The sequence below is a fragment of the Paenibacillus mangrovi genome, assembly GCF_022898935.1.
GTDB lineage: Bacteria > Bacillota > Bacilli > Paenibacillales > Paenibacillaceae > Paenibacillus_AQ > Paenibacillus_AQ mangrovi.
Genome location: NZ_JALIRP010000005.1, coordinates 349,180 through 374,885, shown reverse-complemented (window position 1 = coordinate 374,885; position 25,706 = coordinate 349,180). Strand labels below are relative to the sequence as shown.

The window sequence follows — 25,706 nt, the reverse complement described above, 5'->3', positions numbered from 1 at the left end:
ACTTGGAGATTGGCTCTTGGCTAACGAATTATCTGTACTGAAGAGCTGCCAAGGGTTGATCTAATTATTATGTGTCCACCCGCAAAAAAGCCCGCGATTTACGCGGACTTTAGAAATTTTGTGTCAAAAATAAACTATTATTGACCTGGCCATACTTTGATAACGTTCATGCTGTCATGGATGATTTCGAATGGGCCAGGGAAAGGTTTGTACTCATCCCGTGACTTGCCTAAATAATCCTTGTTCAAACAAATCGGGGTTCCATCAACATCCTCATAAGGCAGCTCCGTTATGCGCGTTTTACCAAGAAGCTCCCCTGTAACAAGGCTGCGATTCCCTTGATTTTTCCAATTTTCTTGACCTTTCAAATAAAGATAAACCCCATCTTTCTTCACCGTGAGCTTGACTTCAGGGTCAAAATTATCTATTTGAACAGGCGCCGTCTCATGCTTGGCAGGTTGCGCACCATTCAGATACAAATTGCCATCTAAGAAAACAGGGAATGCGGGTTCATCAAAATTGTCTAATCCAATCGGCTCTCCCTGCCCAATAAACATATTGTTGTAAAAACGATCGTCTCCGCCTGGTATATCATGTGTTCCTGCAACGCGAGTGGAATGCGCATGCAGATATGGCGTAAAGCGGCTGAGCTCCGGCGCTAATAAGATTGTACCCAAGAATAAATTGTGAGCGTAAGCGCCGCCCTGCGACATGTTAAGTAAAGCATTCGCAGTGCCTCCCGAGAGACAGAGGTTATGATCCACCACGCACGGACCATGGCTCACTTCGATAAAGAGATCGTACTGCGTGTTGTCATAGAGCAGGTTGCCGGTTACGTGCGTTCCTTGCGTCATCCAATCCAACCAAATGCCCATAACACTTCGATGAATATGGTTTTTGCTGATCAAGGTATCAATCGCGCCATGAAACTTAATGCCGGCCATCTCATAACCGGAGAAAGTACAATTGATATGAATATCGTGTATGTAATTTTCGGTAACTACACAGTGAATAGCCCCTAAACTGCCGGCAATTCCGGCCATTCCACAATAGGAAATGGTGTTATTTCTAACGACATGATGACCAACATGCTCACTGTTCCACCCATTTTCCAACGCGCGTTCGATTGTTTTATGGTAAGATTCGGTTGTTCCGTCGTAATTGTCCCACTCATCTCCATATTTTCCTAGTGTAATACCCGTGCATCTCGAGTGGCTAATGGTATTGTTTTCAATAATCCACCCTTTGCTCCAGTGCGTACCAACCAAACCAATCTGCTCAGCGGTCGGCGGGGCCCACGGCGTTGCCGCATGGCTCATATTAAACCCTCTGACTGTAATGTAATCTACTCCAGGCTTCTCGGGATAAAGCACCGTTTGTCTTGCATTGATTTCGACTAACTCCTCATTCGGATTTGCGCTGCCGAAATTCGCCCAGATCGTCGTATTCGACTCATCGACACTTGCAAACCAGAACAGCGTGCTGCCCCCGTTTTGGAGGACATCATCTAACTTGGCTGATTCGTCTAGCCCATCCCCATTCAAATACACCGATCCTGTATGGTGATCCCGTTCATTAGGAAGAAACCAATCCCCTTTGATGAGGTCATTGTATGGATTGAATGCTCCGAAAAAGGTGTTTGGAATCGTTGTCTTCCATACGTTCTCGTGTACGTTTTCCCAATCCTTCACGATTTCGGAGCCTTTTATTTCAACTCGCTCACCCGCTGCTGCTTGATAGACAATTCGTAACGAATCCGATTCTCCGCCGCGCGGCGGACTGATTCTTTCCCGATAAACACCTTCATGGACGGTGATGACATCCCCCGGCTGTGTTTTCGCTGCAGCGGCTGAAATGGTTCTTAAAGGTGCAAAGGATGTTCCTTCCCAGCTGTCATTTCCCGTCATCGATACATGAAATTCTCTTCCTTGATGAATTGACAAGCATCATCACTCCTATAGAACTGATGAAATTAATGGCTTACTTTTATTATAAGAGCTTAGCTCAACTCCACAATGTCTACAATTTATATGTTTTTAACCATGATTGATTTCATTGTACTATTGATTTACTTATTATCACTTTGCTAATGGTCATAGGGATGTCGGTCGGCATTTGGTTGGCCCATTTTTGATCGTTCGTGTTAAATGATACTTGGCTGAAGCCGTAGATAACGAAGCCGAAACTGACGGTTGACATCACAATGGATACAAGATGAAACCATATACCAAATCACATATAATTGCCTTTTTTTTTGCCGTTAAAATTCGCTGTTAATCTTGAAAAATGTAAATAGAAATTCATCTCCGGGGGATATAAAGTCATTATAGCAGTCAACCCAAATCGTTAAAGGAGATGATGAATGTATGCGTAACAAATCGGTAATAAGCAAGGTTTTACTTGTATTTGCTATGGTTCTAGCAATTACAGCATGTTCAACGCAAAAAAGTAATACTTCTTCGTCTGAAACGAGCAACAGTGGCACCAGCAGCACTAGCAGTACAAAAAGCGAAAACAATCCTAAGGTTACATTGGATATGATGGTTTTCCAGCATCCATCCTGGCCGTACAAAGAAGATTGGGCAATCTATAAATACTATGAAGAAAAACTCGGCATTAAGTTTAAGGTAACCGCACCTCCAAGTGATTACGATACGGCCCTAAACCTGGCTTTTGCAGGGGACACGCCGGATATTATGATTGTTTCAAATCTGGCTCAAGCCAATACATACGGCAGTAGCGGAGCGCTGCTCAACTTCTTCGATCATCTAGATAAGCTGCCGAACTATTCCAAGTTCCTTGAGGATCATCCAAAAGTAAAATCGGCAATACTGTCTGCTGATGGTAAAAACTATTATTTGCCGCATTATGGACTAGAACAAACATCCCGTCGTTCCTGGACATACCGCGATGATATTTTCAAAAAAAATAATTTGAAGGCTCCAACCACTTGGGACGAAATGTACAAGGCTGCAAAGGAACTGAAAAAACTGTATCCCGATAGTTATCCAATCGCCATTTATGACAATTTGACAGGACTTACTAATATTGCAGCGGGTTTTGGCACTTGGTATGGACCATATGTTGATTATGAGAAAGACGAATGGAGATATGGACCAACTGAAGACAGCTTTAAGGAAATGCTTCGATATCTGAATCTTTTTTATAAAGAAGGTTTGATCCCACCAGATTTTATGGCGATGAAACGCGATCAGTTTAATGATTTGCTCGCGCAAGATAAAGCATTTATCGCAAATGATTACATCGGTGTCATTGATGAAGTTCCTGTTATTATCCAAAGAACAGATGATTTCAGTTTGGACTACATGACGCCTCCAATTGGCGGAAACAATGGCAAGCCGTATAACGCATATGATGGTTTGCTCAACCGCGGAATGGCTGTAGCAGCTGATACGAAAAATCTTGATACAGTGCTTAAATATGTTGATTTTCTGTACTCACCGGAAGGCATTGAACTGGCAACTTACGGTCGCGAAGGCGAAACGTACTATCAGAAGGACGGGGCTCGACGCTTCAATGATGAATATGTAAATTTTGCAACGCTTCGGAAATCAACCGGCATCGCAACGTATGGTTCACATTTGGTGGTCGATATGAAAGCTTATTCTTATATGAGCTCGGACAAATTCAATAAGGCGATGGAGAAAATTCAGAATGGCAATGAAGCACCTTTGCAACCTCGACTCGCCTATACGGATGCAGAGAACGAAACATTGACCATGAAAAATGCAGAGATTAACAAATATCGTGATGAGCAAATTGCAAAATTTATTTTGGGTCAACGCGATTTAAGCACATGGGATCAATATGTCTCAGAAATTCAGAAACTCGGTCTGGATGAGGTCATGAAAATTAATGAAGATGCGTATCGACGTGCTCAATCTTTCCTGAAATAACTAATGGGATATAAGTCTTCCTTCGACTTCAACAACATTGAGGAAGGAGGAAGACTTTATCATTGAGTCCACATGGGAGAAGGGATAAAGTCAGAATGAGGCACGAAATATTGAACAAAAAGTCCTGGATTGCACGAGTGCGACAAGATCGTTATCTGCTTTTGCTCGTTTTGCCCTGTGTCTTGTATTACCTTATTTTTAAGTATGGACCGATGCTCGGCATTGTTATCGCATTTAAGGATTACAACTTGCATCGCGGAATATGGGATAGCCCCTGGGTAGGCTTCAAGTGGTTTAATCACTTCATGAACAGTCGTGATTTTTGGCCGGTTCTCAAGAATACGTTTGTACTCGGGTTTATGAAATTGCTGTTCGGTTTTCCTGCACCCATTATACTTGCTTTGCTTATCAACGAGGTTCGCCATGCGTTTTTCAGACGCTTTGTACAGACAGTCAGCTATTTGCCGCATTTTATTTCAAACGTCATTGTTGCCGGTATTATGACTATGTTTTTGTCTCCACGTAACGGGATTATCAATGAATTGATCTCTTTCCTCGGTTTTGATCGTATCAATTTCCTCGTAGAGGAGTCTTGGTTCCGATCAATTTATGTTTCAAGCGAAATTTGGCAGCATCTAGGCTGGAGTACGATCATTTACCTGGCGGCTCTAAGTACGATTGATATTCAGCAGTACGAAGCGGCGCGGCTGGACGGAGCGAATCGCTGGCAAACGACATGGAACATTACGATGCCGGGAATCGCACCGACGGCGCTCATTATCCTTATTTTGGATATTGGAAAGGTTTTGGAAATTGGGTTTGAAAAAGTCTATTTGTTAGCGACACCTGCCGTATACTCAAAAGCGGATATTATTAGTACCTATGTTTACCGGGTAGGGCTTTCAGAGGGCAAGTACAGCTATGCTACCGCGATTGACTTATTTACCGGGATGATTAGCATTATTTTTATTATCAGCGCGAACTGGGCGAGCCGTAGAATTAACGGCAACAGTTTGTGGTAAACAGGGGACATAAAGATATGAATCGAAAAGCGACCTGGTTTGATTATGTGAATGTATTGATCCTGATGCTCGTCGTTGTGATATGCCTTTATCCGTTTATTTATATGATAGCTGTTTCCATGAGCGGAGGCGGACCGATCTCACAAGGAAAAGTGTGGTTGTACCCCGTTGATTTCAATCTCGATATGTACAGGTATGTATTCGAAGATGGAAGAATTTTAACCGGGTATAAAAATACGCTGATATATGTCGCCTTGGGCACGGCATGCAGTTTGCTGGTGACTGTGCTAGGTGCCTATCCGCTATCCAAGAAGCAGATGGTTTTCCAAAAGCCGATCATGCTTATGATTGTACTGACGATGTTTATTAATGGGGGGATGATCCCGACATTTCTGGTCGTCAGAGGGCTGGGCTTGCTGGATTCCATTTGGGCCATGGTGCTTCCAGGGTTGATCTCCACTTGGAATTTGATTATCATGCGAACGTTTTTTCTTGGCATTCCTAAGGAACTGGAAGAGTCAGCGAAAGTGGATGGTCTATCGGATATTGGCATTTTGTTCAAGATTGTATTACCTATTTCACAAGCGGTTATCGCTTCAGTCGGCTTGTTCTATGCTGTAGGGATCTGGAATGGGTTTATGTCGCCATTGTTGTACTTACGCAGTGAAGAGCTGTACCCGCTGCAATTGTTCCTACGCAATATTGTGCTGTCCAGTGAAATGACGGGCAGCGGAGCACCGGTCAGCGGCAACATTGTTGTCGTAGAACCTGCGATGAAGTACGCGGCCATTATTATTTCAACGCTTCCAATTTTGTGTGTTTACCCGTTCCTTCAAAAATACTTTGTAAAAGGTGTTACGCTTGGTTCGGTAAAAGGTTAACAGGAAACCTCAAAAAACAACATACCCTCAAATAAGAGGGTATGTTGTTTTTTTTCGGAAATCACCTGGTGTAACACCGGTTTCTTTTTTAAACATACGAATAAATGACGTGGCATTACGATATCCGACTTGCATGCCGACTCCCTGAATAGACAGGTTGGTGCTTTGAAGCATGTGCTTGGCATGCTTTAGCCTGATGCCATTCAAATGATCGATAAAATTAATGCCGGTGTTTTCTTTGATATACAAAGATAAATACCCAGTCGACATATTGAGCTTGGAAGCAATGGAATCTAGGGAAATGTCATCCTGATAGTGATTTTCGATGTAAGACAAAACCGTGTTGATGATATCCTGTGCTCCGGCTCTTTTTTCGTTAATTAGCTGCAAAACATCGTCCAGTATGGATAAAATAAGCATCTTGTAATGTTCAATGGTTACACATTCTTGAAGGTACAGCTTAAAATTGATGAGAGAGCTCGGAAACTCCACCTTTAACTGCTTTAGTGCCCTCTTGTATTTGCGAATGACATAATCCGAAAGTTCGATTAGTTGTGCTGTTGTGGATGTCCATTCGTCCATCTCATCAAAAAGCTTCGAAATGGTTTGCTGGGACAGAGATATATTACCCATGAGTAGATATTCCGAAATCAGTCGATCTTCTTCTAGCCACAAAATCATCGGTTCATCCGTTATCGTTATGTCATTCGTGTCGGAAGTATAAAAAATCTGGTGTTCCGTAATTGGTTTTGTAAGCTTGGTTCGCTGCAGAAGCTGGTGATATACCGACTGCAGTTGGGTAGATTCAGTAATTAATGGGCTGACTGCAATAGTTAGCAATATCGATGATTTCTCGGAATCCATGACCTGTACAAATTCGTCTAGGAACGAATTAAGCTTTCCATGGAGGCTATCTGGCACAAAAGAGAGCAGCTGTGTGTCTTCCATTTGAATGGTTGTAATCGATTGACCGAATAGATCCGCTGATATTTGGTGTATGTGATCATAAATTCTCTTCATGCTTTCATTAACGATATTTTCCTCCAGAATATGTCTAATTCTCGCTTGATACATAACGATGTAGAAGGTTCCGGTTTGTTTGGGCCAGTTCCAATTCGTATTGAAAGAAATATTTTTCAACCGTGTCATGTAGTGATAGTGGGTTAACAAATTTTCATGATTGGCCAGCTTGCTTTCAATATCAGAACGATTCAGATGCAATTTTTGAATATGTTCATTGATCATTTGAAATTCAAAAATAGAGGAGCGCAATAACGGATTGGTTTGTTCAGGTTCGCCCTCTAGTGACATTTGCTTTAACAAATTTCGAACGGGAGTATTTAGCTGTTTGCTAAACACAATGGACGTAATAATAGCCAGAACTAAAGCCAGGATGAATAATACAAGAGTAATATGGTTTAACTTTAACAGCGTTTTGTTCATATCCGACATGGCGATCGCGGTGACATAGATCTGGTGATTTTCATTGTTTTTTTTGAAAAAGTAATAATGCTGATCGTGTAAAATCCAATCTGTACTCGAATGCTCCAAGGAGTCACTCACAAGAGAGATATCCAGGGGTTGTTTTTCATTCGATTGAAATATGATATCGAACGATGAATTGAGAACAAACTGGTCGGCGAATATATAGCCAAATTGATCTTTATATAACCGATCGATATCAATAAATGCTACGATGTTATATTCACTTTTGGGCAAATTGATTTGGACAGGGAGTAAGGACTTGGTCTTATTGCCGTTATAGCCTATCTGAAATTCCGTATTTGGAAAAATGGAAAGCTCCGATGAGGGGGAAGGAGCAAAAATCCACGCTTCCAGATTTGAATTCGCCAAATGGTAATATTTATCTAGAAAACGATCTTTATCAATGAGTGCCTGTTTATTGATAATAAAATTTTGATCTTTGAACACAATGAAAAGATCCTCTAAGTAATATGACGATTGCGATATCGTCGTTTGGATCGATTTAATGATGTTATCGACCATGATATAGTCCAATGAGTATTTACCTGAAGTGTAACTTTGTTCTGCGATCTGTTGAATTCGGCTGTCAAACTGATATCCAAGCAAAAGACCGCGCCATACCCGAAACTGCTTGTCAAAAGAATCGACTGTTTGTTGATTTAATGCTTCGTGATAGGCAACAATCTCTTTTTCTATACCGCGGCTGTAATAGGAAAAGGAAAATACAAAGATGGTAGATAGAATACTTAGAACAGTAAGAAAACAAAACAAAATTCTTACAGGCAGTGAATTCAGTTTGAACTTTCGAATTAATTCCAACATGTGTCAGTTCCTCCTGATTTTTATTATAGCTGAAGAACATCAACGCAATGTTTTCACTTTCTCTGCTCAATATCAATTTTTATTAAAATAAACAAAAGATGAGTATTTGTAGGATTAAGGCCGCTTTATGATATATTCAAGTAAAGATGGCTTAATCCCTAACGACAAATCATTATAAAGGAAGTGCGAATAATGAATCTAGAAATGGTTATGCAAGAGCTTGAAGCTCTCGGCAAGGAACGTACCAAGAAGATATACCTATCCAATGGCGCGCACGAACCGCTTTTTGGCGTGGCCACAGGGGCTATGAAGCCCATCTTCAGGAAAATAAAACGCAATCAACCATTGGCTGAGGAACTCTATGCTACAGGGAATTACGATGCGATGTACTTTGCGGGGGTGATCGCGGACCCTAAAGCGATGTCTGAGGCGGATTTTGAACGGTGGATTGATCGAGCTTACTTTTATATGCTATCGGATTATGTGGTAGCAGTAACTTTGGCAGAAACGGATATTGCGCAAGAAGCTGCCGATAAATGGATTGCAAGTGATATAGAGCTGAAAATGTCGGCGGGCTGGAGCTGTTACTGTTGGATGCTCGGAAATCGTCCGGACAGTGAATTTTCCGAAGGGAAAATAGCCGATATGTTGGAACTTGTAAAAAATACGATTCATGATGCCCCTGAACGCACGAAATACGCGATGAACAATTTCATGTACACTGTGGGAGTATCCTATCTGCCGCTTCATGATAAGGCGGTCGAGATCGCGAAGGAAGTTGGCCTGGTGGAAGTCAATAGCGGTAGCGCAAAAAGCAAGTTCTTGAATGCTTTAGTTAATATTCAAAAGGCGGAAGATAAAGGGCAGCTCGGCTTCAAACGAAAATATGTAAGGTGTTAGTCAATAAATATGGAATGAAATTGTGGAAAGGTTCAAGGTATAATCTAAGGAAGGCTTATTCCTATTGTTGAAATGGGAATAAGCCTTTTTTGTGTGATCCGCACCCATGCGCCGAAGTTTCAAGTCATCACACAGAATAACGGAGATGTTGTTACTTGTGATAGTATATATAAGGTGATTTCTTATTTTTCGACACAGAAAAGCAACTAGAAAGGCGAGATTTTCGATGGAATCGATTCATCCCAAGCAACGACGCCTGCGGAAATGGCCGATCATGCTGATCGCTGCCATTGGTTTAATCTTCTTCCTTCTGATTATGGCCGACAACTTGTTCTTTTACCAAGCCAATGCCGCCCCGAATCCCAAGCAAACTCAGGTGGAAGTACCCGTTCTAGCTTATCATTCCGTAAGCACCAAGGCCACGAACGAATATGTCGTGACACCGGAACAGTTTCGCAAGCAAATGAGCACGCTTCATGACCTCGGCTATACAAGCATCAATATGCAGCAGTTCGATGCGCTGATGAAAGGCAAGATCAAGAACACGGGCAAGTTCGTCCTGATTACTTTTGACGACGGATATGCTGATAATTATAAACAAGCTTTTCCGATCATGCAGCAATACGGATTCACAGCCACCATGTTTGTTATTACGAATTGGGTGGGTAGCGATTCTTATGCGACTTGGAGCGAACTGAGCGAATTACAAAAGGCCGGATGGGATATCATGTCTCACACCCGTACTCACCCGGATTTGTCGCTGATGTCTTCCAAAGACCAGACCGACGAAATCGCTGGCTCTAAGCAAGCAATCGAAAGCCACATGCACGAGAAAGTCAATGCGATGGCGTACCCTTATGGGCTGCGGAGTAAAGATACGGTAGAGATTGCCAAGAAATGCGGATACGAGTACGCTTTTACCTTTGAGGACGGATGGACATCGTCTGTGCAAAATCCACTGCTGCTTAAACGGATTATCGTCTCGGGAACGGAGGATCTTCCCACTTTCCGGCAGAAGCTGCAAAATCGTTACTAATTAACGATGGAAATAATCAAAAGAACCCTAAACTTTTACGTTCAGGGTTCTTTTTTTAATATCTATTTCGTCGCTTTTCGTCCTATCAATACCCAGTACAGAGATAAACTGAACAGGGTAATAAATGCGAGGATGAATAGGATATTACTAAACATGGAAGCATCTAAATTGCTTGTAATCCCTAGGAAGCTTGTTCGTAATGCGGAATGATCCATCATGGCTGCTGTATAGGCAATTCCGATTGACATCGCGATATTCAGTGTTAAATTATAAAATCCGACGGCTGTACCTGTCTTTTCTTTTTCAATCGTATGAATACAAGAATTAAGTAATGGTGCATACATGAATGCAAATGAACTAGAGAATAACACCATGGAAATTACGAATACAACCACAGAAGTTTCTACAAAGAATCCGCCCAATAGTAAGCTGATTATAATGCTAAACATAGCGATTGTAATACATTGCTTGCTTCCGAGAAACGTTGCAATTTTTCCAGAAAGAGCCCCGACGATCGTAGCTGCAATATAGCCTGGAATCAATAATAATGAAATGGTATCTAGCTTTAAACCATAAATCTTCTCAAGCAAGAATGGAAATAAGAAAATATAGGCTAACTGTACTGAGTAAATGACAAAAGCAACTCCAAGCAATGAGATAAACTGTTTGTTTTTAAAGAATGATATTCCGATAAAAGCTTTGGAGTTCTTACTGATATAAATAAGGAACAAAGTAATTGCACCGATAAACAAGAGCAGGTAAGCCCAATTGAAATCGGTAATAAACATCAGCAGGGATGCTGAAATGGTTCCTACTAGAAATAATCCTAATACATCGACATGACTGTTTTTCGCTTCTTCCTTAGGAAGATATTTCAGAATAAAAGGAAGGGTGAAAAGTGTTGCTAAAGAAATTAAAAACAGCGTTGTCCAATGGAAATACGTTGAGACGTAACCTCCAGTTAATGCACCAATAAGCTGTGAGAGAGCGAAGCTGCTTGTACTTAATCCTAAAAATTTCTTTTGTTCATGGGCAGGCAAATGTTTCGTTACAAAGATAACATATAATGTTTCAGCTGATGCTAAACCTGCAGTTTGGATCATTCGTGAGACAACAACGAGTGTATACGAATGTTGAAACACATATCCCATGACTGAACCGATACATATTAGAATAATACCAGCGCTAAAAAGTTTTTTGAAACTAATGGAATCCGCCAAAGCTGCGTATACCACGGCCCCGATTCCAATCACAAGGCCAGCTAGGGTTGCTTGCAAGCTGACTGCCGTCGCTGAAATGTGGAAATCCTTTGCCATATCAACAGAAACAATCTTAAACGAATTATCAATGACCAAGCATAATAGAAATAACAGTAGGGTAATAGGTACTGCTTTCTTTGCATTATATTCCTGCGTTTTCTTCACGCTCGCATCTGCAGTTGTTGTAGACATAGCTGTATTCTTCTCCTTTGTTGTTTCCTTCTTATGATGTTTAAAAGGCAGCGTTTCATGAAACACCCCAAAATCACATATTCCTTTTGGTTACGATTTCATGAGTTGCATGACGACTCCATAAAATATACAACATTGTATAGTTGTATAAAAAGTTGTATACGCTTTAACAAAGAGAATGTTACCACAGTTTTTATCTCGCTGACAACCTTTCGATATTTGTATAATTTGTAACAAAAAAGCAATGTATTCATAAGAAATACATCGCTTCTAAATTCATGAAACTAATATTTGGTTATTTGGATAAATTGAATTAAAGTTTATTTAGATGTTTTAATTCTAATTTGACTGCATTGAATGGGGATATAATATTTGTTATAAACAACAGGGTATTTATCGCTAATATATACACTTTCTAGAATCAAATCACATTCCTCTTTATCGGAAAGCTGGTATTTAAGCGACGACGGAGTATTCACGGAATTCGAACGTTTAATCTCAATGGTAGAGGAATTGGCTAGTTCATATACCTTCTCTTCCAGCATGTTCAGTACTTGCTTTTCGTTCTGTAAATCCAGATTTAATTGGGAAACGGCTTCGATTGGCATCATCGTAAAAGCGAAAGCTACGATTTTATCGTTGCTTTTATACCAACGTTCCAACGCCACAACTGCGGTCATGGGTTGATTTAATACTTGCATGGCATAATCCGTTAATAGGTCAATTCGAAAATGAAGTTCGATATCATCGATTTCCCCCGTATAGCATTTATATAAGGGATTCCCCAGCTTCTCCAAGCCATCCAAACTTTCATTATGATGGAATTTTGTAATGAAGTTTCCTTTTCCATGGATATTTTTAACCAATCCATCTTCCTGCAGAAGTGCCAAAGCATGTCTCAATGTCATTCTGCTTACCCCAAATTTTTTGGCCAATTCGGGTTCTGTGGGAAGCTGACTGCCCAGAGGAAATGCTCCATCCATGATTAATTTGTACAATTGATCATATATAACGACGGATAGTGGTTTCTTTTGCTTGTTGAGTTCCTGAGGTTTAATGTTCATTTCGTATACCCCTATCATTTATTAAACGAGATTCTGTCTTAGTTCTATTGTAACGTACTTTTCCAAGGAAATTAATACGCTTTCAAAAAACTATGATCTATAAGTTATTTAAAACGTAAATGCGGCTATTCTCTATGCATTCCGTATACCCCGGGCTATAATTTTTAGTATAGATATATTGAGGGGAGAACATCATGTCGCATAACATATTGCTGATCGAGGACGATACTCAAATCGTCGAAATGCTGCAAAATTATTTGGTTAAAGAAGGATACGGCGTCTCGGCGGCGTTTAATGGACTGGACGGAATTGCCCTGTTCAGGCAAAGTGCCTTTGATATGGTCATTGTCGATATTATGATGCCGAAGCTGGACGGTATCGAGGTGATTAAGCTGATTCGAGAAAATAGCTCGGTGCCGATCCTCATCATGTCGGCGAAGGACAGTGACGTCGATAAGGCGATCGGACTGGGCTTCGGTGCCGATGATTACATCGCGAAGCCGTTTTCTCTTATTGAGGTGTCGGCCCGGATCAAAGCGGTGATTCGCCGCGCCACGATGTACTCGAATCCCAGACCGTCCACCACTGTGGCCGCAGATCAGGCGCATCCGCCGGCTTCCGAAGTGCTGACTTTCGGCTCGCTGCGCATCGATTTGGATAATTACTCAGCGTCGAAAAACGATGCCGATCTGAAGCTAACGGCCAAAGAATTCGAAATACTTAAGCTGTTCGCCACGAACCCGAATCGCGTATTCACGAAGGCGCAGCTGTACGGTTTTATATGGAACGACGAATATTACGGCGACGAAAACGTCATTAACGTCCATATTCGAAGGTTGCGTGAGAAGATCGAAGACCAGCCGTCCGAACCCCGGTATATCAAGACGCTTTGGGGCATCGGCTACAAGTGGGAAGGACAATGATATGGTGATCGCGCTAGCTGTGCTCGTCGTCATTTTGATTGTAGTGATTGCGATTCAATATCGTGCCTATCGGACAAGAAGCTTCAACTTGGAGCAAATACATAACAAATTAAATGAAATTATCGCAGGCGGCACAAGCGAGAAGCTGCTCGTTTTTACGGACGACCCTGCATTGATACCAGTCTTGATCGAAATCAACCATTTGCTAGAGTATAACCAGCAAAGGGCGGCAAATTTCCTGAAGATGGAGCAGTCGATGCGGAAAATGATCTCGAACATTTCGCATGATTTGAAGACGCCGCTTACCGTCGTGCTTGGTTATATCGAAACGATCAATCTGGATCCGGATATGAACGCGGAAGAAAGAAAGGTTCTGTTGTCTAAGGTACACGCCAAGGCAAACGAGGTGCTGGAGCTGATTCGCCAATTTTTCGATTTGGCGAGACTCGAGTCAGGGGACAAGCCGATTCCGCTATCCCGGATTCATATGAACGATATTTGCGGGAAGAATATGCTGGCTTTCTACGACACGCTGACGGCCAAAGGCTTCGAAGTCGCAATCGAGATTCCGGACAAGCCTCTGCTTGCGTGGGGGAACGAAGAAGCGCTGGACCGCATCCTGAACAATTTAATCGCTAATGCGATTCAGCATGGCGGGGAGGGAATGACGGTCGGATTAACATTGCGGGGCGACGACGAGTTTGTGTACGTGGACGTATGGGATCGGGGCAAAGGGATCGACGAGCTGCATCAGGACCAGGTGTTCGAGCGGATGTACACACTGGAGGACTCCCGCAACAAATCGTATCAGGGCAGTGGTCTCGGGCTGACGATTACGAAAAGGCTGGTCGAAGCGCAAGAAGGGACGATCCGCATCCATAGCAGGCCGTACGAAAAAACAGTGTTTAGCATCAAGCTGAAACGAATCGCCTTCACGGCTTAAGAAATAAGTAAGAATCGGGTAAGAAAAAAGCAAAATTCGATGCTTACAATAAAGCTTGTAATCAATAGAGGAGGCATCGAGCAATGACGCATATCGTAAGAACGAAGCAGCTGACCCGGGCATACAGGGGCAAGGAAGTTGTCTCGAACGTCAATATGAACATTAAGCAAGGCGAAATATACGGCATGCTTGGACCGAACGGAGCAGGCAAAACAACGGTCATGAAAATGATCACGGGCCTGGTGAAGCCGACGGCGGGCGAAATCGAAATTTTCGGCGAACGGCTGACCGATACGTCGTACCGGCAGCTGGGGCGAATGGGCACGATCATCGAAAACCCGATTTTTTACGAAAAGCTGACGGCCCGCGAAAATTTGGAACTGCACACTGAATACATGGGCTATCATAACAAAAAGTCGATCGATGAGGCGCTTGAGCTGGTGAATTTGAAGGGGATCGACGGCAAGCTAGTGAAGGAGTTTTCACTGGGGATGAAGCAACGGCTTGGCATCGCCCGAGCGATCACGACGAAACCGGAGCTGCTTATTCTCGATGAGCCGATTAACGGTCTCGATCCGTTAGGCATTAAGGAGCTTCGCGATCTGTTCAAAATGCTGAGCAAGCAATATGGAATCACGATTCTCATATCGAGCCATATTCTTGGGGAAATCGAGCTGATCGCCGACACGATCGCCGTTATGAACGACGGCAAGCTACTGCAGGAGGTTTCGATGGAACATATCGCCAAACTAACTACGGAATATATCGAAATCACGACAAACGAAAGCAGTAAAGCGGTTTACGTGCTTGAAAACTATTTACATATAACCAATGTTCGCGTCAACGACGAAGGACAAATCCGTATTTATGACTGCAGCATTCCGCAAAACGAGCTGATGAAGGTATTGGTCATGCACGATGTCGCGATCGAGGCGGTTCATAAGAAAAAAGGGTCGCTCGAGGATTATTTCCTGTCCATCCTGAACGGGGGTGGCCTCGTTGCTTAAGCTCATGAAGCTCGAAATGCGCAAGTTTCGTATAGGGTCTTATATTCGGGCGGCGATGATTGCGGGTGTCGTGATTTTAGGTTTAATCTGCTTGATCAGCAGTATCGAGGAAATTAAACAGGGGATCCCTTTTACGAGCTACGACATGGCGTTCTTCGTCATCGATACGCTCGTTCGGGGGACGTATATCGTGTTCGCGTCGGTGCTCATTTCACGGCTCGTCATTGACGAGTTCCGCAACAAATCGATCACGGTGCTGTTCATGTACCCGATCAATCGCAAAAAGCTCATCGCGGCCAAGCTGCTCGTCGTCGTGCTGTTTACGCTAGCTGCGGATATTGTGGCGAACCTGTTTGTTGGCGTTGGATTTTATGTATTTAATCTGTTTGCATCCGTTATTCCGGGGCCGCTCACGTGGTCCGTTGCAGCCACATCGCTGCTGAAGATCGTCATGAGCGCGCTGGCAACTAGCTTCTTAAGCCTGATTCCGCTGTACTTTGGCATGCGTAATCATTCCGGCGTGGCCACCATCGTGTCGTCGCTCATCGTCGTGGCGCTCGTCTGCCAGAGCGTCGACGGCTTCAGCTTATACTCCATCATTGCGGTACCGATTGGTCTGGCACTCCTCGGTGCGGCTGTCGCGTACATGTCGATCCGCAATATCGAGCATATTGACGTACTCAAGTAACGGAAGCGGGAGGAGAGGATCAGGATGAAGAATCAAGTGTTAAAATGGGTGATTTTGTTTTGTATCGCTACGTTGGTATTCAACGGACTACTGTATTGGGGAACAGGGAAGAGTGAAGTACTCATCAACCTGTATGGTGCGGCCGGATTAGGTATCCTGTCTGCATTCGGGTTATTGTTCACGAGGAATAAGCGGTAAGCGACAGGAGTGAATTAAAATCACCAATTCCATGAGGGGTTGGTGATTTATTATTTCAGATTCTTTTACCAGCTTTTAAATTGCATTTAACAATTATTTAATAGTCAATAAAATAGTGATATACTAAGATCAGGTGATAATTCATTCAGAAAAGGTGTGTGACCAGGTCGCAGTCTGGCTTACTGTGAGAGCGCCTACATCCTTTTCTTCAAATACTAGCGTGTAAGGGCGGTTAAAAATGAGCGACAGACAAACCGAAACAGACGTTATCTTAATTGGTGCCGGAATCATGAGTGCGACTTTGGGGACACTGTTGAAAGAATTAGTACCGGACTGGAAAATCACAGTGTTTGAGAAGCTATCAAGCTCAGGAGAGGAAAGCTCTAACGAGTTGAATAATGCGGGTACGGGGCATGCTGCTCTGTGCGAGCTTAACTATACAACCGAAAAACCGGACGGATCCATCGATATTAGCAAAGCGATAACCGTTAATGAACATTTTCAAGTTTCAATGCAGTTTTGGTCTTATCTTGTAAACAGCAATCTGATTCGTAACCCGCAAGACTTTATCATGCCATTGCCTCATATGAGCTTGGTACAAGGGGAACAAGATGTAGCGTTTTTGAAAAAACGTGTTGAAACGATGTCAAACAATCCTCTGTTTCAAGGGATGGAATTTTCCGATGACCCGAAAAAGCTGATGGAATGGATTCCGCTGATTATGAAAGACCGGAGATCGAATGAACCTATAGCAGCTACAAAAATGGACTCTGGAACGGACGTCAACTTTGGTGCTTTAACGCGCATATTGTTCGACCACTTAAAGAAGAAAAACGTCGATATCCATTACAAGCATAGTGTAGATGATATTAAACGTACTAGCGATGGCGCATGGGAATTGAAGACACGGAATCTCGATAGCGGTAAGGTCGAACGCCATACTGCAAAATTCGTCTTTATTGGCGGAGGAGGAGGAAGTCTTCCTTTGCTTCAAAAATCCGGAATTCCTGAAAGCAAACATATTGGAGGATTCCCAATCAGTGGACTATTTATGGTCTGCAATAATCCGGAAGTTGTAGCACAGCATCACGCCAAAGTTTACGGTAAAGCTAAGGTTGGTGCACCTCCTATGTCTGTTCCGCATCTGGACACAAGATTTATCGAGAATAAAAAATCGCTGCTCTTTGGACCGTTTGCCGGCTTCTCACCAAAGTTCTTGAAAACCGGCTCCATGTTTGATCTGTTAGGTTCTGTAAAACCGAATAACGTGTTAACGATGCTCGCGGCAGGTGCAAAAAACCTTTCATTGACAAAATACCTGGTCCAGCAAGTGATGTTATCAAAAGAAAAGCGTATGGAAGAGCTCCGAGAGTTTATCCCGAACGCCAAAAGCGAGGATTGGGATCTATTGGTGGCCGGCCAGCGTGTGCAAGTGATCAAAGATACGGCTGCCGGCGGTAAAGGAACGCTTCAATTTGGTACAGAAGTTGTTACTGCCGCAGATGGATCGATCGCAGCACTACTTGGCGCTTCTCCGGGTGCTTCTACTGCCGTTTCCGTCATGCTTGAGATCATCGAAAAATGCTTCCCTGAGCATCTAAAAGCGTGGGAACCCAAAATAAAAGAAATGGTTCCTTCTTATGGCATGTCACTGGTGGAAAACCCAGAGCTTATCCATAAAATTCACACATCAACAGCGAGAACGCTTGGTCTTAATAGTGCACTGAAATCGGTCATGTAGACAGTATAAAAATAATAAAACGGCCTTCCTCCCGAATTCCATGGGGTGAAAGGCCGTTTTGCTCTGTCTGCAAAGCAAACACAAACTCATATCAAAGGGAGCGTCAAAGAACAGTCCAATGTTCTTGGCGCTTTTTTGTGCAAGAAAATCAAGTGTACGTGAGAGAAAAAGATTTTCGATTCGTTGTTTAGAGTATAAAAGGTATGATAACAAAGGGAGTGATGTACATGAGATCCAATGAAAATAACTTTATACAGCGATTGCAGCGAAAAAAAGAAGACGCATTGGAATTCGTAATTGATACATATTTACCGCTAATCAAAGGGACAACTTACAAAGTTCTCTCCCCTCTTAAGAACGATGGAATCATCGAAGAATGTATTAATGATATTTTTCTTACCATATGGAACAATGCGAAAAAATTTAGCGGAGATGCGGCGGATTTCAAGAAGTGGATTTATGCGATCGCAAAGTTTAAGGCTATTGATTACTACAGAAAGAATCGGACAAAGACGGATTTTATCACGAATGATGACTTGGATTTCATACCCGAAAGATCTGCAGAAGATGAGCTTATCTTAAGGGAGGACCAGAGGGAACTTATTCATCTCATCAATCAGCTGGAACCGGTAGATCGGGATATTTTTATCATGAAGTTCTTCTTAGGTTTAAAGACGGAGGATATCTCGCAAAAACTCGGTTTGACCCGAGCGGCGATCGACAATCGAATTTATCGAGGGAAAAAGAGGCTTTATACCAAAGCTATGGATCTAAATATGGGAGGTCAGGTACTATGAAGGATATTTATGAACTATTGAACGATGTGGACATGGGTGACAATGAATTTGAGGAAATGAAGGTCAGTGAATTCGAACGGGCTAGAGTCAAAAAAGCAGTAAAAGAATCCATACATCGGAAGAAAAAACTGTGGAAAAAAGGTATTGTGGCTGCAGCCCTCGTAGCTGGGATATCGACTGCAGCGCTCGGAGCAACGTTCCCTGCTTATGCGAGCAGCATTCCGATCATCGGAAATATTTTTAGATATTTGGATCTTGGAACTGGTGTGTATCAGGATTATAAGGAGTATTCTAGCACGATCAACATGTCACAAGAGAGCAATGGCATTAAAGTCACCATCAATGATGCGATTTTCGACGGTGAGACGGTATCCTTAACCTATTCAATAGAAAGTAATAAAGATTTAGGTGCTGACCCGATCATCCAAGGGTTTCTAGATATTAAAGGCGCAGAAGGGATGGCAGGCAGCAATCAAATTACGAAAGTGGATCAAAATCATTATGTCGGGCTAATCACGGGATCCGGATTTCATCCTAAGGAAAAAGACAAAGTAGAATTAAAATGGAACATCGAGAGTATCACGATTCAAGATAGCAATGAAAAAATAACAGGAAATTGGAATTTTGCGCTTGCATTAAAGGCAACGGAAAGCGATACGCAATTGATTAATCGTCGTGTGGACCATGATGGAGTATCCGTGAATATCGATAAAATATCCGTCACACCGATGTCCTTTATCGTGTATTATGACCAAGTGGTTAGCGAGAAGGTAAGAAATAAATGGGGCGGCGTCGATGTTTCTCTCGAAATTAAAGATGACATAGGCAATCATTACGCCGGTAAAGATAATGGAGGATTTGGAGACGATAGCGAGGGCTATAACATACACCTTAGCAATACTTTCGAAAAACTTGACCCGAAAGCAACGAAGCTCATCATAACTCCGCATCTTTCTTTATATGAGCATACTGCTGATAATCATGGTGGGGTTGAAATAACAGAAGATGGATCGAAAGAAATTCCAATTCCTCAAAAATCGGGTAAAGGTAAAGAAGAATATACATTAGATGACATCGTGATTGAATTAAAGAAATAAAGCATTGATGCTAACGATTCGTAATAGAATAATAATTTTGTATACCCTAAAATTTCCCAACATATGATAGAATGAAAATAAAAAGTTGGGGAGGCAATTGATTTGATAGGTCGCAGCGGAAATCCGACACTTAACAAAAAAACGTTTGAAAAGAGCGGGTATTACAATGGACAAGAGACCATGACGATCGGGGGAACGGTGAATAAATCGTTCATGCTGCTTGCGTTTCTTCTTGGAGCAGCTGTCGTATCATGGGCTATGTTCTTCAATGGGTACGATATATACCCGTACATCATCGGAGGTGCGATTGGCGGCTTGGTTCTGGCGTTGATTATTAGCTTTAAGCCAACAACAGCACCGTATTTGGCGCCGATCTATGCGATTGCGGAAGGTTTTTTTGTAGGGGCTTTATCGGCTACTTACGAATCATTATATTACGGTATTACCCTGCAGGCAGCCTTACTGACCATGTGCATATTCTTGGCAATGCTGATCTCTTACAAGACCGGATTGATCAAAGCGAGTGAAGGCTTTAAGCGAGGTGTTTTCGCTGCTACGCTCGGAATCGCGCTTGTATACTTGCTTAGTTTCGTGCTCGGCTTGTTCGGTGTGACGGTCCCCTATTTGCATGATAGCACCCCGATCGGGATCGGGATTTCGATTGTCATCGTTATCATTGCTGCATTGAATTTCGTGCTCGACTTTAATTTTATCGAAGAAGGGGTACGGCAGGGCGCACCGAAATATATGGAGTGGTACGGCGGCTTCAGTTTGTTGGTTACCCTCGTATGGCTGTACGTCGAGATTATCCGTCTGCTTTCGAAGCTGGCGAGCCGGGACTAATCCCAGCCCTACACCATAAGAAGGCTGCCCGAGAAAGTGAACTGCACCCCAATTGTTAGACACAACTAACAATTGGAGGTGCATTTTTTATGAGCCAAGCTAGCACCGATAACACCTTGACACGAAGAAACGGCGAATTTATCATCATTCTAATATGTCACCCCATCCATGGAGGTAATTTATAATCGAAAGGTGGTTCGATGCGATGCAGCATGAATCCCGTAGTATAACAGACAGTTATATTCAAGGTTACGTTGATTCCCCAGATCTGCAGCGACAATTGTATAGGCGTTCCCTGCTCATTGTAGTCATATCACAAATTTTTGGTGGTGCAGGCCTTGCTGCTGGAGTAACCGTCGGCGCACTCCTTGCACAGGAAATGCTCGGAACGGACAGTTTGGCAGGTGTTCCCGCCGCCTTACTCACGCTTGGTTCTGCTGTGGCGGCATTTCTTGTTGGGCGTTTTTCACAACAATACGGGCGCCGATTGGGGCTTGCCGCAGGATTCTTGGTAGGCGGGGTTGGTGCAATAGGGGTCATATTGGCTGCAGTCAATCATAGTATTGTACTTTTGTTTGTATCGCTTCTTATATACGGTGCAGGCACGGCTACGAACTTACAAGCACGTTATGCAGGAACAGATTTAGCTGGGCCTTCTCAGCGGGCTAAAGCAGTTAGTATTGCAATGGTTTCAACTACTTTCGGCGCGGTTGCAGGTCCGGGCATGGTAGGTGTTATGGGTCAATTTGCAACTTCAATAGGTGTTCCTGCCCTTGCGGGTCCGTTTATTTTAGGTGCTGCGGCATTCATCCTCGCAGGTTTGGTATTTTTGATTTTCCTCCGTCCGGACCCATTCATCGTAGCGAAAGCTGTATTTAGAGAACAATCAGACCTAAGCCAGCCAACAGCAACGCAAACAAAATCCCATAAAATGAATAACAGAGGCTTAGTTGTAGGAGCGACAGTCATGATCTTAACTCAAATCGTTATGGTCGCAATTATGACAATGACGCCAATACATATGAAGCACCATGGTCATAGTATGGGAGATGTAGGATTAGTCATAGGCATCCATATTGGGGCGATGTATTTCCCTTCCCTCATTACAGGTATGCTTGTTGATAAGATCGGTCGTGCAGCTATGTCAATAGCTTCGGGTGGCACTCTATTGCTTGCTGGTATTGTTGCAGCTGTAGCGCCTGCGGATTCTTTACTGGTTCTTATCATTGCTCTTGCGCTGCTCGGACTCGGCTGGAACCTTGGTTTAATTAGTGGGACTGCACTTATCGTAGACGCGACTGATATAACAACTCGTGCAAAAACTCAAGGAACGATCGATGTGTTAGTAGCACTAGCTGGGGCATCGGGCGGAGCACTTTCCGGTATGGTTGTAGCGAGTTCCAGTTACGCAGCGCTATCGCTTGCTGGAGGCGGACTCGCACTTTTACTGATACCAGTCGTTATATGGTCCCGTAGTAAATCTAAAGTATCAGCGATTCAAAATAATCTATCGAGCTAGAAACAGATGCTAATATATATCATTATGGATGAGGAGCAGCTTCGTGCTGTTCCTTTTTGTTTATAGGCATGAGGTTGAGAAGTGCGCTATAGTATGGAGTGAAGTTCACCAAGCAATACACCAAAGTGGACAGCAGAAGCGAAAGGATAGGGATCGCAGAAATATGGATTGGAAAAACGGAGCCTGCGGGCATAGATTTATTGCTTCTTTTAGTGGTGGAAAAGATAGCGTTCTGGCTTTATATAAGGCCATGCAGGTTGGTGAAGCGATCGGGCTGATTGTCATGCTGGAGGAAGAAGGGAAGCGCTCCAGATCGCATGGAATGCCGCCGGAGCTTATTCGCGCCCAAGCCGAATCAATCGGCTTACCGGTTTATACAGGAGCAGCAAGCTGGACAGATTATGAATCCGTCTTTATAGGGCTGCTCAAGCAAGCCAAAGATCAGGGCGCTAGAGTATTGGTGACCGGGGATTTAGACATGCCTGCTCACGGTTGCTGGCATGATAAGGTGACCCAAAATGCCGGCTTAAAGCTGGGGATGCCGCTATGGGAAATGGATCATCTGGAGGCCGTCCGGGAATTTATCAATCTGGGATTTGTCACGATCCTTGTTACGGTAAATCTATCATTAGGGATGAAAGAAGAGGATTTGGGACGGGTTCTAACCCATGAGTATGTGGAGGAACTTCAAGCACGTGGTATCGACCCTTGCGGCGAAGGCGGCGAGTTCCATACGACGGTTATCGATGGTCCGATTTTTAAACGTCCTATTCCTGTTCGTAAATGTGAGATCGTTAGAGATGGTGACTATGCTTTCTTGCCTTTGGAACTCGGGTGAGGTCCACAAAATAACCTCCAGCCTATGGGGGTGGAGGTTATTATTCTCTGGGTTATGAATGATCTTGACGATATAGTTCGCGGCTCTTATAGCCTGCCTGAAGAATCATCTTCATTTCTTCCCGGCGTTTTGCTTTTGTCGCCTCCTGTTTGGCACTGTACACATAACGCGCCCAATCTTTACGGTACCCTGGGGTAAGCGATTGGTAGAATGCAAGCAGCTCTGGCGTATCTTCCAAATCTTTTTCCACACTAGGAATCCATGAAATATAATCATCTACACACTGGCTTGGTTTGGAAGAAGTTTGGCCTTTGCCCTTAGCATCTTCTTTGAAGCCGACAACGGTAAAGACATCGTCCAGTCCAACCATGCGCGCAAATTTAATATTGCTTGTCCCGATATATCCTTCCTCATCGCTGCCTACACCTTCAAGCAGATCATCGCGGTGGATAAACGTGGCATATACTTTATTCCCTTTTTTGGGATATGCCGCAAAGAGGTATCCATTGTTATGAAGGTGCTGCCCTTCAATTACACGATTAACAAGTTGCTTTAATGACTCCAGATCCAGCACAAAAGCAAATATGAGATCATACGCACTTTCCTTGAGCGTGGTATCATAGCCTGTCAGCTCCGAAAAATAATCCTTTCCTTCAGGCTGGTTCAATATCGCCACTCGCTTGTACTTTTGTAAGCCAAGCTTCTCTACTATGGATTTAGCCAATTGCTTTCAACTCCTACATATATTCGGGTGTCCTTTTATTTATCAATTATAGCCTGATTTGAAGATGAACACGAACCTGTAAGCTGCGAAAAACATGACTTCTGTGCCGCCGTCCTGCCGGAAACGGTATAATAATGGGAAGAAGTGGACATTAAAAAAGCGATGAGACATCACAAGGATATTACAAGCCACAAGAAATAAGGAGAGTCTATGACAAAGCATAAAGAAACAGGATGGAACTTCGACAATAGCTATGCCCGTCTGCCGGAATCATTTTTTTCCCGTATTGAGCCGACTCCTGTACGTTCGCCAAAGTTGATCATTCTCAATCATCCGTTGGCAGCATCTCTTGGTTTGAGTGTTCAGGCGCTGCAAAGCGAAGATGGCATAGCCGTGCTTGCTGGGAATCAAGTGCCAGAAGGGGCCATACCTCTAGCTCAAGCTTATGCGGGGCATCAATTCGGATACTTTAACATGTTAGGGGACGGCCGAGCTGTGCTGCTAGGTGAGCAGATTTCACCTCAAGGCGAGAGGGTGGATATTCAGCTGAAGGGTCCAGGCAGAACGCCATACTCACGTGGAGGGGATGGGCGAGCTGCCCTTGGACCGATGCTGCGCGAATACATTATCAGCGAAGCCATGCATGCGCTTGGCATTCCGACCACTCGTAGTCTTGCCGTCGTGACAACGGGGCAGTCCATAATCCGTGAAAAAGAGCTTCCGGGCGCCGTTCTGACACGTGTAGCTGCCAGTCATATACGTGTTGGTACCTTTCAATACGTTGCACAATTCGGTACCGCCCAGGACCTTCGCATCCTTGCTGACTATACATTAGAGCGCCATTATCCAGACGTTGAAGCGGGTGAGAACCGATATCTTGGGCTGCTTGAGGAAGTGATCAAGCGTCAGGCTTCGCTTATTGCCAAATGGCAGCTGGCTGGCTTTATTCATGGCGTGATGAACACCGACAACATGACCATTAGCGGCGAAACGATCGATTATGGTCCTTGCGCCTTCATGGATACCTATAATCCCGAAACGGTATTCAGCTCTATTGATTCGCAAGGCCGCTATGCTTATGGTAATCAGCCGTACATTGCCGGATGGAATCTTGCACGATTCGCTGAGACGCTTTTACCGCTTTTGCATGATGATCAGGAGCAAGCTGTCCGGCTGGCTCAGGACAAAATCTCCGGTTTTATGGATTTGTATCAAGCGAATTGGCTTGAGGGCATGAGGGCCAAGCTGGGGATTTTTAACGCAGAAGCAGAGGATGAAGAGCTTAGTAACGCCCTCCTCCGCCTGATGGAGAAAAATCATGCGGACTATACCAATACCTTCCGCGCATTAACCTTGGATACAATCGAGGATACGGATCTGTTTGAAGATGCAGAGTTCGTCCAGTGGCATGAGCGCTGGAAGTCGAGACTCGGCAGACAGCAAGAATCAGAAGCCTCCTCGAAACAGCTGATGCGAAGCAGCAATCCTGCAGTAATCCCAAGGAATCACCGGGTCGAAGCGGCACTGGAAGCTGCAACGGAACAGGAAGACTACAGCGTGATGGAACGGCTGCTCACTGTTCTATCCGACCCGTACGGGTACTCCGCCATACAGGATGAATACTGCACATTGCCTGCGTCGACAAAGCCTTACCGGACTTATTGCGGTACGTGATCAAGTGGATTTGTCGCCGGTAGCCCCTTTAAGCTGAACCGTACCATAAGTGTGATCGCGAAAAATTTTGAGAAGAGGAACTATAGTCTAAGCGCAGCATGCAGCATAGGCATAGTTCCTTTCTTATTTCAAATAG

Annotated in this window: 22 protein-coding genes; 17 read left to right on the top strand and 5 right to left on the bottom strand. The window is 43.6% G+C overall.

Annotated features, from left to right (window positions below):
* Positions 1 to 137 precede the first annotated feature (137 nt).
* Entirely contained in the window at positions 138 to 1,943 is a 1,806-nt protein-coding gene (locus tag MUG84_RS14695; protein WP_244725858.1) for a right-handed parallel beta-helix repeat-containing protein, read from the bottom strand.
* A gap of 423 nt (positions 1,944 to 2,366) precedes the next feature.
* Between MUG84_RS14695 and MUG84_RS14690 the strand changes: the two genes are divergently transcribed.
* The 3 genes from MUG84_RS14690 (at position 2,367) to MUG84_RS14680 (ending at position 5,820) form a co-directional block, all read left to right on the top strand.
* Entirely contained in the window at positions 2,367 to 3,917 is a 1,551-nt protein-coding gene (locus MUG84_RS14690; RefSeq protein ID WP_244725856.1) for an extracellular solute-binding protein, read from the top strand.
* A 95-nt stretch (positions 3,918 to 4,012) separates the two neighbouring features.
* Positions 4,013 to 4,939: an ABC transporter permease gene (locus MUG84_RS14685; RefSeq protein ID WP_244725854.1), complete on the top strand. Its 927-nt coding sequence runs from the start codon at positions 4,013 to 4,015 to the stop codon at positions 4,937 to 4,939.
* A gap of 17 nt (positions 4,940 to 4,956) precedes the next feature.
* Positions 4,957 to 5,820 carry a carbohydrate ABC transporter permease gene (locus MUG84_RS14680; protein WP_244725851.1) on the top strand — a complete coding sequence of 288 codons (864 nt, stop codon included), beginning with the start codon at positions 4,957 to 4,959 and terminating at the stop codon, positions 5,818 to 5,820.
* A 27-nt stretch (positions 5,821 to 5,847) separates the two neighbouring features.
* On the opposite strand, the gene MUG84_RS14675 is transcribed toward MUG84_RS14680, so the two are convergent.
* Positions 5,848 to 8,127 (bottom strand): helix-turn-helix domain-containing protein, encoded by a 2,280-nt coding sequence (locus MUG84_RS14675; RefSeq protein ID WP_244725849.1) that lies wholly within the window; start codon positions 8,125 to 8,127, stop codon positions 5,848 to 5,850.
* 192 nt (positions 8,128 to 8,319) lie between these two features.
* Here MUG84_RS14675 and MUG84_RS14670 point away from each other — a divergent pair, with 192 nt between their 5' ends.
* Both MUG84_RS14670 and MUG84_RS14665 read left to right on the top strand, forming a co-directional pair.
* Positions 8,320 to 9,027 (top strand): DNA alkylation repair protein, encoded by a 708-nt coding sequence (locus MUG84_RS14670; RefSeq protein ID WP_244725847.1) that lies wholly within the window; start codon positions 8,320 to 8,322, stop codon positions 9,025 to 9,027.
* A gap of 226 nt (positions 9,028 to 9,253) precedes the next feature.
* Positions 9,254 to 10,063: a polysaccharide deacetylase family protein gene (locus MUG84_RS14665; protein ID WP_244725844.1), complete on the top strand. Its 810-nt coding sequence runs from the start codon at positions 9,254 to 9,256 to the stop codon at positions 10,061 to 10,063.
* A gap of 62 nt (positions 10,064 to 10,125) precedes the next feature.
* Here the strand turns inward: MUG84_RS14665 and MUG84_RS14660 are convergent, their stop codons facing one another.
* Together MUG84_RS14660 and MUG84_RS14655 are read right to left on the bottom strand one after the other, a co-directional pair.
* Complete coding sequence (locus MUG84_RS14660; RefSeq protein ID WP_244725842.1) at positions 10,126 to 11,514, bottom strand: MFS transporter; 1,389 nt, start codon at positions 11,512 to 11,514, stop codon at positions 10,126 to 10,128.
* A 320-nt stretch (positions 11,515 to 11,834) separates the two neighbouring features.
* The gene (locus MUG84_RS14655) at positions 11,835 to 12,578 is read right to left on the bottom strand and encodes a GntR family transcriptional regulator (protein WP_244725840.1); all 744 of its coding nucleotides are present in this window, start codon (positions 12,576 to 12,578) and stop codon (positions 11,835 to 11,837) included.
* Between the two features lie 194 nt (positions 12,579 to 12,772).
* On the opposite strand from MUG84_RS14655, the gene MUG84_RS14650 reads away from it, so the two are divergent.
* The 11 genes from MUG84_RS14650 to MUG84_RS14600 all read left to right on the top strand — a co-directional run bounded on the left by MUG84_RS14650 (position 12,773) and on the right by MUG84_RS14600 (position 23,172).
* Entirely contained in the window at positions 12,773 to 13,501 is a 729-nt protein-coding gene (locus MUG84_RS14650) for a response regulator transcription factor (RefSeq protein ID WP_280521325.1), read from the top strand.
* A gap of 1 nt (position 13,502) precedes the next feature.
* Positions 13,503 to 14,444, top strand: a complete 942-nt coding sequence (locus MUG84_RS14645; RefSeq protein WP_244725837.1) for a sensor histidine kinase — start codon at positions 13,503 to 13,505, stop codon at positions 14,442 to 14,444.
* Positions 14,445 to 14,527: 83 nt separating this feature from the next.
* Positions 14,528 to 15,451: an ABC transporter ATP-binding protein gene (locus MUG84_RS14640; protein ID WP_244725835.1), complete on the top strand. Its 924-nt coding sequence runs from the start codon at positions 14,528 to 14,530 to the stop codon at positions 15,449 to 15,451.
* The gene (locus MUG84_RS14635) at positions 15,444 to 16,139 is read left to right on the top strand and encodes an ABC transporter permease (RefSeq protein WP_244725833.1); all 696 of its coding nucleotides are present in this window, start codon (positions 15,444 to 15,446) and stop codon (positions 16,137 to 16,139) included. The genes MUG84_RS14640 and MUG84_RS14635 overlap by 8 nt, the downstream gene beginning before the upstream one ends.
* Positions 16,140 to 16,163: 24 nt before the next feature.
* Positions 16,164 to 16,337 (top strand): hypothetical protein, encoded by a 174-nt coding sequence (locus MUG84_RS14630; protein WP_244725831.1) that lies wholly within the window; start codon positions 16,164 to 16,166, stop codon positions 16,335 to 16,337.
* A gap of 238 nt (positions 16,338 to 16,575) precedes the next feature.
* Positions 16,576 to 18,078: a malate dehydrogenase (quinone) gene (mqo, locus tag MUG84_RS14625; RefSeq protein WP_244725829.1), complete on the top strand. Its 1,503-nt coding sequence runs from the start codon at positions 16,576 to 16,578 to the stop codon at positions 18,076 to 18,078.
* A gap of 227 nt (positions 18,079 to 18,305) precedes the next feature.
* Positions 18,306 to 18,875: a sigma-70 family RNA polymerase sigma factor gene (locus tag MUG84_RS14620; RefSeq protein WP_244725827.1), complete on the top strand. Its 570-nt coding sequence runs from the start codon at positions 18,306 to 18,308 to the stop codon at positions 18,873 to 18,875.
* Positions 18,872 to 19,972 carry a DUF4179 domain-containing protein gene (locus MUG84_RS14615; protein ID WP_244725825.1) on the top strand — a complete coding sequence of 367 codons (1,101 nt, stop codon included), beginning with the start codon at positions 18,872 to 18,874 and terminating at the stop codon, positions 19,970 to 19,972. Before MUG84_RS14620 ends, MUG84_RS14615 begins: the two co-directional genes overlap by 4 nt.
* Positions 19,973 to 20,074: 102 nt before the next feature.
* Positions 20,075 to 20,815, top strand: a complete 741-nt coding sequence (locus MUG84_RS14610; protein ID WP_244725823.1) for a Bax inhibitor-1/YccA family protein — start codon at positions 20,075 to 20,077, stop codon at positions 20,813 to 20,815.
* Between the two features lie 205 nt (positions 20,816 to 21,020).
* Positions 21,021 to 22,334, top strand: a complete 1,314-nt coding sequence (locus MUG84_RS14605) for an MFS transporter (protein WP_244725821.1) — start codon at positions 21,021 to 21,023, stop codon at positions 22,332 to 22,334.
* 163 nt (positions 22,335 to 22,497) lie between these two features.
* Positions 22,498 to 23,172: a Dph6-related ATP pyrophosphatase gene (locus MUG84_RS14600; protein WP_244725818.1), complete on the top strand. Its 675-nt coding sequence runs from the start codon at positions 22,498 to 22,500 to the stop codon at positions 23,170 to 23,172.
* A 52-nt stretch (positions 23,173 to 23,224) separates the two neighbouring features.
* Here the strand turns inward: MUG84_RS14600 and MUG84_RS14595 are convergent, their stop codons facing one another.
* Positions 23,225 to 23,896: a YdeI/OmpD-associated family protein gene (locus tag MUG84_RS14595; protein WP_244725816.1), complete on the bottom strand. Its 672-nt coding sequence runs from the start codon at positions 23,894 to 23,896 to the stop codon at positions 23,225 to 23,227.
* Positions 23,897 to 24,106: 210 nt separating this feature from the next.
* Here MUG84_RS14595 and MUG84_RS14590 point away from each other — a divergent pair, with 210 nt between their 5' ends.
* Positions 24,107 to 25,570 carry a protein adenylyltransferase SelO gene (locus MUG84_RS14590; protein WP_244725814.1) on the top strand — a complete coding sequence of 488 codons (1,464 nt, stop codon included), beginning with the start codon at positions 24,107 to 24,109 and terminating at the stop codon, positions 25,568 to 25,570.
* Positions 25,571 to 25,706: the final 136 nt, after the last annotated feature.